The sequence below is a fragment of the Nocardia sp. NPDC006982 genome (assembly GCF_042869435.1).
In the GTDB taxonomy this organism is placed as follows: Bacteria; Actinomycetota; Actinomycetes; order Mycobacteriales; family Mycobacteriaceae; genus Nocardia.
On the sequence record NZ_JBIAFV010000008.1, the window covers coordinates 118,468 to 132,556 of the forward strand.

The window sequence follows — 14,089 nt, forward strand, 5'->3', positions numbered from 1 at the left end:
CGCTGTGATCAGCCGATGCCCAGGCGACTCGTGCAGGCGGGCCAGGCGCCCCAACCCTGGCGGGCGCGGGTGACTTCGGCAATGGCGATCTGTTCTTCGCGGGTGGCCAGGTCGGCGCGCGGGGCGTACTTGAGACCGCCCTGACGTTCCCAGGTGCCCTGGTCGAATTGAATGCCGCCGAAGTAGCCGTTGCCGGTGTTGATGCCCCAGTTACCAGTGGACTCGCAGCGGGCCAGCGCATCCCAGATATCGCCGTCACGCACCGGCGGCACCTCGGTACCGGGCTTGGCCCCCTTGCGGACGGTCTTCGGCTGAGCCGTCACCTTCACATTGGAAGCGATCGGCCGCCGACTGACCTCCTGGCCGTTGACCATGGTGACCGCGAACGTCACATCCTGCACGCCGGGCGCACCCTGACTCTCCACCACGGTCCGGCTCATGTTCAGGGTCGGATCCTCGATCACATTCTCCGGCGGATCCAGCGGCACCGTCTCGACCTTGTTCTCGACGCGCTGGCGGGTCACCACGATCCGCAGCCCATCGGTGAGCGGCGTGGTCGCCGCAGGCTCGACGGTATCCTGCTCGATCAGCGGAATGCCCGCCGCGGTGAGGAACTCACCGACGGTCGGCGCGGCCAGTCGAACATCGACCGGATTGCCGATGCCGTCGAGCAGCGATACCGCGCGCGGGCTGGCGATCTGCAGCGCGGCGCCCTCGAGCGGCAGCTTCTCGTTGCGGGCCGGGGAAACGAATACCTCGCGGGGCAGGTGCAGCTGGTCCACCACATCGCCCGCGGTCAGACCGGTCGACCACACCTTTTCGGGCTTGCCGTCCAGCGATATCGCGACCTCGCGTGCCCGGTTGTAGGTGATGGTCGCGCCATCGGTGATCGCCGCGGCCAGCGCGGGCCGGACCAGGTCGCGGTCGTTCACGTCGAACCCCGCGGCCTTCAACACCCCGCTGACGTTGCGCGACATGGTGGTCTGGGTCATCTGCTCACCGTCCACGACGACCGTGACCGTCTTACGGTTCACGATTGCCATCGCGGCACCGACGATCAGCGTCACCAGCAACGCCGCAACCGCCGCGTACAGCAGCGGCGAGCGGGACTGGTTGATCCTCGTGAATGGAGACATGGTCACAGTACGATAACGAAGGGGTCAGCGGTCTACAACCGTAGTGTTACGAGCGGCGGGTATCAATATCACAAACGAATATCGACGCCGCAGGTAAATCACAAAACGTGCCGACCGAAGTGACCTAGGACACACTTACCGGCCCAAATGTGAAACAAGATCAGGTGAAATTGCGAGCCGCTCGCGATTCCGCCTGATCTCGAATTCAGATGCCGTAGATACGGCGGGCGTTGGCGGTGGTGATTTCGGCGAGGGTCACCGGATCCTGGTCGCGCAATTCCGCTAGGGCGCGCACGGTGTAGGGAAGGCAATACGATTCGTTGGGTGCGCCACGGAATGGATGCGGCGTGAGATATGGCGCATCTGTTTCGACCAAGATCTGGTCATCGGGCACGACCTTGGCGGCCTCGTGCAATTCGTGCGCGTTCTTGAAACTCACCGTGCCGGAGAAGCTGAGGATGTACCCCTCGGCCACACACGACATCGCCATGTTGGTGTCCGAGGAAAAGCAATGGAAGATCACGGTTTCCGGAGCGCCCTCGTCCAGCAATACCGTCAGCAGATCGTGGTCGGCCTCGCGGTTGTGGATCATCAGCGGTTTGCGCAGACGTTTGGCCAGGTCGATATGCCAGCGGAAGCCCTCGACCTGATCCTCGATAGCGGCGCAGCCCTCCAACTTGCCCGGCCAGAAGTAATCCAGGCCGGTTTCGCCGATCGCGACCACGCGCGGGTCGGCGGCCAACCGCTCCAGTTCGGCCTTGGCCGCATCGTCGAGCGCATTCGCCCGCGTCGGATGCAGCGCCACGGCGGCGAACACTCGCCGATCCCAGTTCGCGGCCTGTACGGCCCACTGCGCCGCGGCCAGATCATCGGCGACGGTGACCACCTGGCCGACCCCGACCGAGGCCGCGCGATCCACGATCACCGCCGTCGACTCCGCATCGGTCGCCCCGCAGGCATCCAGATGCGTATGCGCGTCGACCAGCGGCGCGAGCGGTTCCGGCAGCTCGGGCGCGGCCCGTTTGGCGCTCATCGGCGAACTCCGGCGGACCCGAACACGGGCGCGTCACGGCGGTAATCGCCTCCAGGGATATTCAGGTGAGCGTCGGAATCCACGCGCATTACAGTAGATGCACCATGAGCGAGCGAAGCGAGCGATCAATCAACACAGCCGCCAGTGCGGTCATGCCGGAGCCGAGCGTCAGCGAGGCGCAGGCGCCGAGCGTCAGCGAGGCGCAGGCCGCGAGGGAGCGGAGCGAGCGAGCCGAAGGCGCAGCCGCATTTGCGGTCATGCCGGAGCCGAGCGTCAGCGAGGCGCAGGCATGAGCGCAGCTGACCGCCCCGCCTTCTACATCACAACGGCCATCGCATACCCGAACGGTGCGCCGCACATCGGGCATGCGTACGAGTACATCTCGTCCGACGCCCTCGCCCGCTTCAAGCGGCTCGACGGTTATGACGTCTTCTTCATGACCGGCACCGATGAGCACGGGCAGAAGATGCAGCAGACCGCGGTGGCCGAGGGGGTGCCGGTGGAGGAACTCGCGGCGCGCAACTCGGATGTGTTCGAGGCGATGGACAAGACGCTCGACATCTCCTACGACCGCTTCATCCGCACCACCGATGACGACCACCAGGTGGCCAGCGCGGCGATCTGGGAGCGGATGCTCGCCAACGGCGATATCTACCTGGACAACTACTCGGGTTGGTACTCCGTGCGCGACGAGGCGTTCTACACCGAGGAAGAAACGACGCTGCTCGAGGACGGCACCCGGATCTCGACCGAATCGAAGACGCCGGTCACCTGGACCGAGGAGTCGAACTACTTCTTCCGGCTGTCGAACTACCAGGACAAGCTGCTCGCGCTCTACGACGAACATCCCGAATTCATCGCGCCCGCAACGGCTCGCAACGAGATGGTGAGTTATGTGAAAGCGGGTCTGAAGGACCTGTCCATTTCACGCACCACCTTCGACTGGGGCGTGCCGGTGCCCGGACATCCCGATCACGTGATGTACGTATGGGTGGACGCGCTCACCAACTACATCACCGGCGTCGGCTTCCCGGATACGGAATCCGTTGCGTTCCAGCGGTTCTGGCCTGCCGATGTGCACATCATCGGTAAGGACATCACCCGGTTCCACACCGTGTACTGGCCCGCGTTCCTGATGTCGGCCGGGATCGAGTTGCCGAAACGCGTTTTCGTGCACGGGTTCCTGTACAACAAGGGCGAGAAGATGTCCAAGTCGGTCGGCAATGTGGTCGACCCGCTGGCGCTGGTCGACGAGTACGGCGTGGACGCGGTGCGCTTCTTCCTGCTGCGCGAGATCTCCTACGGCCAAGACGGCAGCTACAGCCACGAGGCGATCGTCGGGCGGATCAATACCGATCTGGCCAATGAATTCGGCAATCTGGTGCAGCGCAGCCTGAAGCTGGTCGCCCGCGACTGCGGCGGTGTGGTGCCGACGCCGGGCGAATTCACCGAGGCCGATCGCGCCCTGCTCGACCGCGCCAACGGGCTGCTGGAGCGCTGCCGCACCGAATTCGATGCCCAGCAAATGCATTTGGCACTCGAGGCGATCTGGCTGACGCTCGGTGAGGCCAACCGCTACTTCTCCGCGGAGGCGCCGTGGGCGCTGGCCAAGACCGGCACCGAGGAGTCGCTGGCCCGCGAGGCGACGGTGCTGTATGTGACCATCGAACTGCTGCGCATCGTGGCGATTCTGGTGCAACCGGTGATGCCCGAATCCGCTGGCAAGATCCTCGATCTGCTGGCAAGCCAGAACCGCGCATTCGCCGATATCGCGACCCCGCTGGTCCCCGGCACCCCGCTCCCGGAGCCCGAAGCGGTCTACCCGCGTTACGTGGAGCCGAAGAAGTAGTCGGCCGAAGGCGATACGTAGCACGAGGCGGCTACCGCATCTGGGATAAACAAGACGCGCCGCTACTAGGGTGACCACTACCAGCTGTGCCCGGACGATCTGCTGACCGAGCTCAATGGCGCCGCCGATTACGCGAAGATCACCGCCTTACTGAGGCGCTACCGCTCGATAAAGCGGTAGCGCTTCAGGTTCAGCCGGATCGCCCGGGAAGGCTACTTCCAGCGGTCGAGCAGCCGATTGATCTCGGCGGTCAGCGCCCACTGCAGCATGGGGCCGAAGGTGATGCGGCCAACGCCCTGCTCGGCGAAGACGGCCTTATCCGACTTATCTGGCAGCCCGACAGCACTGATGGGCAGCGGCAATTCGCTGGTCAGCCTGCGCATATCGGTATCGGAGTGCCGGCCGGCCGGGAACAGCGAATCCGCACCCGCCGCGGCGGCCAGCCGCAGGCGCGCGATGGCACGATCGACGCGGTCGCTCGCGTCACCGTCCTCGCGCATGAACAGGTCGGTGCGCGCATTGATGACCACATGTACGCCGGCCGCGTCGGCGAATTGCCGCAAACCATGCACGAAATCGGCGTGCTCCTCGGGCGTGCGCAACCGGCCGCCCTCGCTGTGCACCGTGTCCTCGACATTGAGGCCGATCGCACCCGCATCCAGCAGTCCCTCGATCAACTGGGCGGGCTCGAGGCCGTAACCGGATTCGATATCGACGGAGACCGGAACATCGACCGCGCCGGTGATCTGCCGGACGCGGGTCAACAGCTCCGCGAATGTCATCCCTTCCTTATCGCTGCGTCCGACCGAATCGGCGACCGGATGACTACCGAGGGTGAGCGCCGAAAATCCCGCCGCGACAGCGACATTCGCCGACCACGCATCCCACACCGTCGGAAAGACACCGGGATCGCCCGGGACATGCAATTCGAGAAACGCCTTCGCCTTGCTTTCCAAAGAGGTCATGACACCGATCATCGTCGCGCCCGTGATCGATAGCACTATGACACTCCCCATCCGGCCGCCCGGGAGTGTCGGCGATGGCGAGTCACGCTAGGAACTGTCACCGCCGTTGCGGCGGGCCGTCAGCACCGCGTCGTACAGTTCACGACGGGAAACGCCGGTCTCGGCGGCCACCTGGGCGCAGGCGTCCTTGAGGCGAATACCTTCGGCGGTCAGCGATTCGACCTCGTCGACCAGGTCGGCGGGATCGGCCGCGATGGGTTGTGCGCCTTCGAGGACGACGGTGATTTCACCGCGCGCCCCATCGACCGCCCAAGCGGCTAGTTCGCCGAGGGTTCCGCGCACGACCTGCTCGTAGGTCTTGGTCAGTTCCCGGCAGACCGCAGCCCGCCGGTCCGGACCGAGCACCTCGACGGCGTCGGCCAGGCAGTCGGCGAGCCGGTGCGGCGCCTCGAAGAACACGCAGGCGCGCGGCTCGGTAAGCAAGGTGCGCAACCACTCTCGACGCTGGCCGGATTTGCGCGGCGCGAACCCGTCGAAGCAGAAGCGTTCCACCGGGAGCGCGGACAGTGCCAGTGCGGTGGTCACCGCCGACGGTCCCGGCAGGCAGGTGACCGGCAGCTGACGCTCGACACAGGCCACCACCATGCGATACCCCGGATCGCTCACCGACGGCATGCCAGCATCGGTCACCAGCAGCACCGTGCTGCCCCCCTCGATCTCATCGAGCAGTGCCGGAATCTTGGCGGATTCCACGTGGTCGTCGAACCGCAGAACCCGCCCGGTGATCTCCACCTCCAAGGCCTTGGCGAGTGAGCGGGTGCGTCGGGTGTCCTCGGCCGCGATGATCTCGGCGGATCCGAGCGCCTCGCGTAGCCGCTGTGAGGCGTCGCCGATCTCGCCCATCGGCGTCGCCGCGAGCACCAATCGCCCCACCTGGTCCGCCACCGCGCTCCTTTCCCTGGACCGAGTAGTCCCAAGGCAGCGTATCGGCCCGATGCCGCCGACCACGCCGCGGACTGCCACCGCCCTACAATCCCCTCTGCGCCGCACCCCGTGGAGCTCCGCATCGAATGGCGGCACTCATGGAAAAATCCGTGAATGCAGCTCAGGGTGTGATTCGCGCGGCGGCGCGCTCACCGGTGCGGGTCACGGTGGCGCGCACAGCATACGATCGGGGCGTGACCCAGGTGACCGACCAGCGCGCGACCGTAGCCGGGGCCGTGCCCTCTTGGTCGAGCCCCGCGCCCCTGCGTCCATCGCCCGACTTCGGGCCGCTCGACAAGCTCCAGGGGTGGGTGGTCACCGCGATACTCACCGCGATCGCGGCGTTGACGCGGTTCATCCTGCTGGACTATCCGACCGACGCCTACACCCCGGTCTTCGACGAGAAGCATTACGCGCCACAGGCCTGGCAGATCCTCACCGGCGGCGGCGTCGAAGACAATCCCGCATACGGGTTGGTGGTGCATCCCCCGATCGGCAAACAGCTGATCGCGGTGGGCGAGTGGATGTTCGGCTACAACGGCTGGGGTTGGCGATTCAGTGCGGCACTGGCGGGCACGATCCTGGTGCTGCTGGTCATCCGGATCGTGCGCCGGATGGCGCGGTCCACCATGGTCGGCGCGATCGCGGGCATTCTGCTGATCGCCGACGGACTCACCTTCGTCTCCTCGCGCATCGGCATGCTCGACATCTTCATGGGGGTGCTGGTCACCGCCGCATTCGGCTGTCTGATCGTGGACCGCGACGAGGTGCGCGCCCGAATCGCCAAGGCGGACTACGAGGGTCGGATCGATGCGAGCGAATGGGGTCCGCGACTAGGAGTGCGCTGGTGGCGCTTCGGCGCCGGTGTACTGCTCGGACTGTCCTGCGGCACAAAGTGGTCCGGGATGTACTTCATCCTCGCGTTCGGGCTCATGAGCGTCTATTTCGACGTGTCCGCGCGGCGCGCCTACGGTGTGCGGCGGCCCTGGATCGGCACGGCCGTGCGTGATGTCGGGCCCGCGCTGTACTCGTTGGTGCTGATTCCGCTCGGGGTGTATCTGGCCAGCTACTGGGCCTGGTTCGCCAGTGAGGACGGTGTGTTCCGGTATGCGGTCGGCAATCAGGTCGGTCGCGACGGTCGGTGGTCGTGGCTGCCGAATGCGCTGCGCTCGCTGTGGTACTACAGCGGCGAAACGCTGCGGTTCCACGAGGGGCTGACCAATTCGGCCGGTAACCATCACCCCTGGGAATCCAAGCCGTGGACCTGGCCGATGGGGCTGCGGCCGATGCTCTACTACTACGCCGACAGCGGCGTCACCGGGTGCGGTCAAACCCAGTGCGTCAAGGCCGTGATGCTGATCGGCACCCCGGCGATCTGGTGGATCGCATTCCCGGTGTTGGGCTGGATGCTGTGGCGCACCGTGGTCCGTCGGGACTGGCGCTATGCGGCGGTGCTGACCGGATACGGCGCCGGACTCATTCCCTGGTTCTTCACCCTCGATCGGCAGATGTACTACTTCTACGCCGTGCCGCTGGCCCCGTTCCTGGTGATGGGCATCGCGCTGGTGTGCGGCGATATTCTCGGCCCGGCCCGATCGGTGCACATACCGCGAAGTCCGGCCGGCACCTATCTGCCCGCGGTGCCGAGTGAACGGCGCAGTCTCGGACTGCTCGCGGTCTGCATCTACCTCGGCTTGGTGATCGCCAATTTCATCTGGCTCTGGCCGATTCTGACCGCGCTGCCGATTACGCCCGGCAACTGGCACGACCATCTCTGGCTGCCCAGTTGGCGCTGAGGACTAACTCTCCAGCGCCGTCTTGACGTACTTCAGGGCCGCCTCGTCATCGAGACCGAGCCGTCGAATGGTGGCGACGTAGTCGGTCGCGGCGCGCCCTGCCAGATCCTTGGTCGGGTCACCCGAGGACGCGATGAAAGATCCTTGCCTGCCCCGGGTTTCGACGACCCCGTCGGCCTCGAGTTCCCGATAGGCACGGGCGACCGTATTCGGCGCCAGCCCGAGTTGCGCGGCCAGCGCTCGCACCGTCGGGATCTTCGTTCCCGCGGTCAACTCCCCCGAGCGCACCTGCGCGATGACACCCAGCCGCAGCTGCTCGTAGGGCGGAATCGACGAATCATGGGTCACGGTAATGGTGAACATCGCACGCTCACACGTCATCTCGGGACAGCGGGCAGGACATGCACCGCGGTCCGCCACGGCCGGAACCCAATTCGGAGCCCGGGATGCGCAGCACCTCGATGCCCGCATCCTCGAGCCGCGCATTGGTCATATCGTTGCGCTCGTATGCGACGACCACGCCGGGCGCGAGCGCCAGCGTGTTGTTGCCGTCGTCCCACTGCTCGCGTTCGGCGGTGACCACATCGAGCCCGGTATCGATGACCCGCAGCTTGCCGATGCCCATCGCATCCGCGGCGGCGGGCAGGAACGGATCGGGGCCGCGCATGCTCACCCTGGCTTGATCGTTGCGTCCGCCGTAATCGTCCTCGCGATGAATCGTGAACGCGCACAGCGAATCCCGGACCGCCGGATACATCACGACGGCATCGGTGTCGACCATGGTGCACACCGTGTCCAGGTGCATGGTCGCGCGACTCTGGGCTATCGGGACGACCAGCACCGTGTGGGCCAGATCGTCGTCGAACAGGCTGCGCGCCAACGCTTCCGCGCCCGCGGGCGAGGTGCGCTCACCGACCCCGACCGCGACCACGCCGGGCGCGAGCAACAGCACGTCACCGCCCTCGATCGGCGCGGTATGCGATTCGTAGGCCCGTCGCACGCCGAGGAAGCGCGGATGGAATGCGTAGATGAGATCGGTCAGCGAGGTCTCGCGAATCCGGGCGGGCAGGGCGAGCGAGGTGATCGCCACCCTCGGACCGACCCAGAATGACGAATCCCTGGTGAACAGCAGATTCGGCAGCGGATCGATGACGAAATCCGCACCGTGGTGCATGCGCCGCACCAGCGAGGTGTTGTCGCCCTCGAAGGGCAGTTCGCCGAAGGTCATCCCGGCCATCAGGATGTTGGCCAGATCCCTGGCCCGGACGCCGCGCAGGAAGGCCGCGAGCTCGTCGGCCAGCATATGTCCGAGTTTGCGTGCGTCGACCGCGCCGGAGATGCCCTGGATGCGGGCCGCCCCGCTGACCGAGAGGGTTTCGGCGAGCAGATCGGCGAGCAGCAGCACCTCGACGCCGCGTTCGCGCAGCACCCCGGAGAAGATGTCGTGCTCCTGCTGGGCCCGCTCGACCCAGGGAATGCCGTCGAAGAGCAATTGATCGTTATTGCGCGGTGTCAGCCGCCGCAATTCATCGCCTGGCCGGTGCAGCAGCACCGTGCGCAGGGTCCCGACCTCCGAGCTGACCGCCAGCCGACCGCCCGGATCGCCGACACCGTCCAACTCATCGTCCGCACCGCCATCGTGCCCCGCCCGCACCGCGTCTGCTCCCATGATCCGACCGTAGTTCGCCGAGGGCGTAAGAGCACGCAATTGGGTGTCTCCGATTCCGACCCCAGCACACCCTAACCTGAAGTATGGTTTAGGTGAATGGAGGAGCGCGATGTCGACAACCGATTGGCGAGCGAAGGAGCTGACCCCCGGGCAGCTGTCCGAGCGTAGCGGAGTAGCGGTCTCCGCGTTGCACTTCTACGAACGCGAGGGTCTCATTTCGAGTCGTCGCACAAGTGGAAATCAACGCAGATACGCCCGCGAAACGCTGCGCCGCGTCGCCTTCATCCGCATCTCCCAGCGGGTCGGCATTCCATTGAGCGAAATCCGCGCCGCACTGGACAAACTCCCCGAAGGCCGCACCCCGACCCGGCGCGACTGGGAGACCCTGTCCACCGCGTGGCAGGCCGACCTCGACGACCGCATCACCCAGCTGACTCGCCTGCGCGACAACCTGACCGGATGCATCGGCTGCGGCTGCCTGTCGCTCGGCAGCTGTCGACTGGTCAACGAACACGACCGCCTCGGCGAACAGGGGCCGGGCGCCCGCGTACTCGATGTGACGCTCAACTGCCCATCGAAGCCAGCAGCCTGTTGAACCGATCGCTGGTGCGGCGAATCACGAATTCGTAGGGGTAGGCGAATTTGCGCGCCCACCAATAGCCGAAGCGGATATCGAAGGAGGTGTAGACGAGGAACCGATTGCGCTCTATACCGCGCAGGATCGCCGCCGCAACATATTCCGGCGAGGCGGCATGCTTGGTGAACGCGGTGGTGAGTCGCTTGATCCTCGGGTTTTCCTTGTCCACTCCGACCAGCTCGACACTCTGCACCAATGGTGTGTTCACCGCGCCGGGCACCACCAGATGCACCGAAATGTCGTGGTGCCGTAAGTCGAATCGCAGCACTTCGGAAACGCCGCGGATGCCGAATTTGCCCGCACTGTAGGCGGCATGCCACGGCAGCGCGAGGATTCCGGCCGCCGAGGAGACATTCACCAGTGCCCCACCGCGTTTCGCCCGAACCATCGGCGGCACGAAGTTCTCGATCACATGGATGGGGCCCATCAGGTTGACCTCCACCATCTTGCGCCAATGCCGGTGCTCGAGGTTCTCGACGGTGCCCCAGGTGGAGGTGCCCGCGATATTCATGACGATATCGAGGCTGCCGAATTCGGCGTGCACGTCGGTGGCGAAGGCGGTGACCGCGTCGTAGTCGGTGATATCCAGGGCACGCGCGGTGAGCACGGTGCCACCCGCCTCCTTGATGGTGCGAACCGTATCCTCGAGGCCCTCGGCATTGATATCGGTCAGCACCAGTTCGGCACCCCCGGCCGCGCACGCCAGGGCGGTCGCCCGGCCTATCCCGCTCGCCGCCCCGGTGACCAGCACCTTCGCATCCCGCACTGTTTTCCTGCGCCCAAAGCCAAGCACACCGGATCCCATCTCGAATATCCCCAATCGGTTGCACGCAGGGTACGCGGCACCGATCACGTTCCGACGTTCATACGGCCGAAGCGGGTCGCGGAGTTCGAATCGGGACGGCAGGTCAGCGCCCGAGCACCGCAAGCATCCCTGCCACCGCCCGCGGCCAAGTGAACTGCTCAGCCCGGCTGCGCGCCGCCTTCCGGCGACCGGCGGTGGGCATCGCGAGCACATCGGTGACGGCCTGGGCGAAGGCGGAGGGGCGATCGTCGGCGACGGCGCCGCATTCGGCGGTGACGATATCGGCGAGCGCCGAGGATCGGCTGGCGACGACCGGCGTACCTGCGGCCAATGCCTCCAATGCGGCGAGTCCGAAGGTTTCGTGCGGTCCCGGTGCCAGCGAAACATCGGCGGTCGCCAGTAGTTTCGCCACCATTGCTCGGTCGGTGATGAATCCGGTGAAGTGCACCGCAGGCAGACCGCCGGTCAACGTCGGCAAAGAACGAGCCCGACGCTCCAGGGCTTCGCGCCGCGGTCCCTCCCCCGCCACGACCAGCCTGGCCTCTATCCCCGCCTTGCGCAGTGCGCCGATGGCTTCAATGCTGCGATCGACCCGCTTCTCCACCGACAATCTGCCGCAGTGCACAAGCAGCGGATGTCCCGGCACGCCGAGATCGGCGCGCAGGCGGTAGTCACGGCGGAGCGGGCTGAACAGCTCCAGATCCACCCCGAGCGGCACCAGTTCGACATTGGGCGCGTCGATGCGCAGGAACTCCGCGCGCGCGAATTCCGTTGTGCAGACCACGATGTCGTAGTCGTCCGCGGTGCGCCGATTCGCGATATCGGCGCATCGGCGCGCCACCGAGCCAGGCATGACCTGGCCGAGTAGTCGGTCCAGGCGCTCGTGCGAGATCATTACGCTCGCCACGTCGCGGGTGCGGGCCCAGCGTCCGAATCCTCGCAGCGTCAGCCGGTCCGACACCTCGAGCACGTGCGGCCGCAACCCGGCAAGCACATCGGCCACTCGGCGCGGATCCGCCGCCCGATAACCGCCGGTCCACGGAATCGCCAGGGCCGGCAGGGTGATCCGCACCGCACCGGTCGGCAAGATCTCCTCGGCCCGGCGCGGTCCGGGCACGATCAGCACAACCTCGTGCCCGGCGGCCACGTACCCCTCGCCCAGGTGGTGCAAAGCGGTGCGCAGCCCACCCGACCGCGGACCGTAGAAGTTCGCCAGCTGCACGATGCGCACATCGCCGATCGTGCAGCGAATCGGGTTCCCCCCGGAACCGGTGCGCCCAACACCGCATGAACACCCGTGAAAGAACCTGCTAACGGGTGCGACGGCGCAGCAGTCCGACACGCGGGACCGAGGCCGGTCACGCGCGCGTGGTACCCCGGCCCGCCCTGGGCAGATCGAGATCCAGCGGGATGCGCCCGACGGCCAGATGCGCCTCGACCTCGTCGGCGGGCATCGGCCGCGCGATCAGAAACCCTTGCGCCCGATAGCAACCCAGCCCGACCAGGGTCCGCGCGGCCACCGGCGTCTCGACGCCTTCCCCGACCACACCGAGCCCGAAGGACCCGGCCAACCCGATAATGGATTTCACGATCGCCAGATCGTCGGTGCTCGCGCCGAGGCGCTGCACGAAGCCGCGGTCGATCTTCACCGCGTCGACCGGAAGCGCCTTCAGATGCGACAGTGAGCTGTATCCGGTGCCGAAATCGTCGATGGCGATCTGCACACCCATTCGCTTGAGTCCGCGCAGCGTGACCTGGGTGCGCGCCAGATCCTGCACGACCACATGTTCGGTGATCTCCAGGCAGACCGAACTGCCGTCGATCCCGAACAGCCGCAGAATATCCTCGATCCGCTCCACGAAATCCAGGCTGACCAGCTGAACCGGCGAAACATTTATCCGCATCACCACATTCGCCGCCAGCCCCCGCCTGCGCCATTCGGCGAATTGCGCACACGCCGAGCGAATCACCCAGCGCCCCAGCTCACCCGCGAGATTGGTGGCCTCGGCGACCGTGACGAACGCACCGGGCGGCAGCAGCCCCCTGGTCGGATGCAACCAGCGCACCAGCGCCTCGAGCGCCACCACCCGACCGGTGCGCAGATCGACCTCGGGCTGATAGTGCAGCAGCAGCGAGCCGTCCGAGACCGCGCCGCGCAGATTCAGCTCCACATCGTCCTGCAGTTCGAACTGCGCGCGCATGGCGTCGGTGAAGACCGCGACACCGTTGCCGCCGCCCGATTTCGCCGACAGCAGTGCGTGATCGGCCCGGCGCAGCACATCCGCGACCGTGGTCTCCCCCGGAATACCCACCGCGACACCGACGCTGGCGCCGCGGCTGACCGATTCCCCGCCGACGGTCACCCGCCGTCCGATAAGCTGCTGAATCCGCGTCGCCTCCAATTCGGCCGCCACCGCATCCATCGGTTTGGCAGGCACGATGACGAATTCGTCGCCGCCGAGTCGGGCGATCATGTCATTGGAATCGAGATTCTCCCGCAGTCGCGAGGAGAGCGTGCGAATGAAGTTGTCCCCCGCGGTATGTCCGAGAAAATCGTTGAGCGCTTTGAGCCGGTCGAGATCGAGGAAGAAGGCGGCCACCGGGCCGGGACTGCCCTGTCTGAGCCGCTCCTCCATATGTTCGAGCAGCGCCCGCCGGTTGGCCAACCCGGTCAGATCGTCGTGCAGTGCGATATATCGCAATCGTTCCTCGGCCACGACGCGCGCCTGCAACTGGGCGAATAGTGCGGCGATCGCCTTGAGCACGTTCAGTTCCCGGGTGCTCCAGTCGCGATCGCCCTGTTTGATGAATCCCAGCACGCCGGTCGACTCGCCGCGCGACAACAGCGGCACCGCGGCCATCGCGACCTGCGGAATACCCGACGAACGCCGGATCGTCTCCTGATAATCGGCGGATTGTTGGGACGGCCGCACAATGATCGGCTCGGTGGCGTGTTCCAATTCCCGGAATACCGAGTCGGCGTGCTCGAAATGCACGATCTTCAGCGGGTCCGGATCCGGTATGTCACCACGGTGCGGCCACTCCGCGATGAGCACGGTCGCCCGCTGCTCTCTATCGGTATGGCGGAGGTAGCTGAAGTCGACATCGAAATGCTCGACCAGTCTGGCCAGCACGCGTTCACTCGCCGCCACCATCGTCGTGGCGTCGACGCCCATCAACTCGGAGGCGACCTGAGTCACCAATGAGTCGAGCGT

At 66.0% G+C, this 14,089-nt stretch carries 13 protein-coding genes; 4 read left to right on the forward strand and 9 right to left on the reverse strand.

The annotated features are described in order from the left end of the window. Positions 1-8 precede the first annotated feature (8 nt). A complete protein-coding gene (locus ACFYOW_RS29765) occupies positions 9-1,136 on the reverse strand; it encodes a transglycosylase family protein (protein ID WP_387293395.1) in 1,128 nt (375 codons plus the stop codon). 205 nt (positions 1,137-1,341) lie between these two features. Beyond that, complete coding sequence (locus ACFYOW_RS29770; protein ID WP_387293396.1) at positions 1,342-2,169, reverse strand: TatD family hydrolase; 828 nt, start codon at positions 2,167-2,169, stop codon at positions 1,342-1,344. 104 nt (positions 2,170-2,273) lie between these two features. Here ACFYOW_RS29770 and ACFYOW_RS29775 point away from each other — a divergent pair, with 104 nt between their 5' ends. Both ACFYOW_RS29775 and metG read left to right on the forward strand, forming a co-directional pair. Continuing rightward, positions 2,274-2,462, forward strand: a complete 189-nt coding sequence (locus ACFYOW_RS29775; RefSeq protein WP_387293397.1) for a hypothetical protein — start codon at positions 2,274-2,276, stop codon at positions 2,460-2,462. Further along, a complete protein-coding gene (gene metG, locus ACFYOW_RS29780) occupies positions 2,459-4,018 on the forward strand; it encodes a methionine--tRNA ligase (protein WP_387293398.1) in 1,560 nt (519 codons plus the stop codon). The genes ACFYOW_RS29775 and metG overlap by 4 nt, the downstream gene beginning before the upstream one ends. Before the next feature lie 212 nt (positions 4,019-4,230). Here metG and ACFYOW_RS29785 read toward each other — a convergent pair whose 3' ends face one another. Then, the gene (locus tag ACFYOW_RS29785; protein ID WP_387293399.1) at positions 4,231-4,983 is read right to left on the reverse strand and encodes an isocitrate lyase/phosphoenolpyruvate mutase family protein; all 753 of its coding nucleotides are present in this window, start codon (positions 4,981-4,983) and stop codon (positions 4,231-4,233) included. An 87-nt stretch (positions 4,984-5,070) separates the two neighbouring features. Then, a complete protein-coding gene (rsmI, locus tag ACFYOW_RS29790) occupies positions 5,071-5,928 on the reverse strand; it encodes a 16S rRNA (cytidine(1402)-2'-O)-methyltransferase (RefSeq protein ID WP_387293400.1) in 858 nt (285 codons plus the stop codon). Between the two features lie 233 nt (positions 5,929-6,161). Between rsmI and ACFYOW_RS29795 the strand changes: the two genes are divergently transcribed. After that, complete coding sequence (locus ACFYOW_RS29795; protein ID WP_387293401.1) at positions 6,162-7,763, forward strand: dolichyl-phosphate-mannose--protein mannosyltransferase; 1,602 nt, start codon at positions 6,162-6,164, stop codon at positions 7,761-7,763. Between the two features lie 3 nt (positions 7,764-7,766). Here ACFYOW_RS29795 and ACFYOW_RS29800 read toward each other — a convergent pair whose 3' ends face one another. Further along, complete coding sequence (locus ACFYOW_RS29800) at positions 7,767-8,126, reverse strand: GntR family transcriptional regulator (RefSeq protein WP_387293402.1); 360 nt, start codon at positions 8,124-8,126, stop codon at positions 7,767-7,769. A gap of 7 nt (positions 8,127-8,133) precedes the next feature. After that, positions 8,134-9,432 carry an arginine deiminase gene (gene arcA, locus ACFYOW_RS29805; protein ID WP_387293403.1) on the reverse strand — a complete coding sequence of 433 codons (1,299 nt, stop codon included), beginning with the start codon at positions 9,430-9,432 and terminating at the stop codon, positions 8,134-8,136. Between the two features lie 109 nt (positions 9,433-9,541). Between arcA and soxR the strand changes: the two genes are divergently transcribed. Next, positions 9,542-10,027: a redox-sensitive transcriptional activator SoxR gene (gene soxR / locus ACFYOW_RS29810; protein ID WP_040695381.1), complete on the forward strand. Its 486-nt coding sequence runs from the start codon at positions 9,542-9,544 to the stop codon at positions 10,025-10,027. Here soxR and ACFYOW_RS29815 read toward each other — a convergent pair. The 3 genes from ACFYOW_RS29815 to ACFYOW_RS29825 all read right to left on the reverse strand — a co-directional run bounded on the left by ACFYOW_RS29815 (position 9,996) and on the right by ACFYOW_RS29825 (position 14,074). After that, complete coding sequence (locus ACFYOW_RS29815; RefSeq protein WP_387293404.1) at positions 9,996-10,874, reverse strand: SDR family oxidoreductase; 879 nt, start codon at positions 10,872-10,874, stop codon at positions 9,996-9,998. The genes soxR and ACFYOW_RS29815 overlap by 32 nt on opposite strands. 103 nt (positions 10,875-10,977) lie before the next feature. Beyond that, the gene (locus ACFYOW_RS29820) at positions 10,978-12,105 is read right to left on the reverse strand and encodes a glycosyltransferase (protein WP_387293405.1); all 1,128 of its coding nucleotides are present in this window, start codon (positions 12,103-12,105) and stop codon (positions 10,978-10,980) included. Positions 12,106-12,232: 127 nt separating this feature from the next. Further along, on the reverse strand, positions 12,233-14,074 hold the full coding sequence (locus ACFYOW_RS29825) for a putative bifunctional diguanylate cyclase/phosphodiesterase (RefSeq protein ID WP_387293530.1): 1,842 nt from the start codon (positions 14,072-14,074) through the stop codon (positions 12,233-12,235). Between the last annotated feature and the right edge of the window lie 15 nt (positions 14,075-14,089).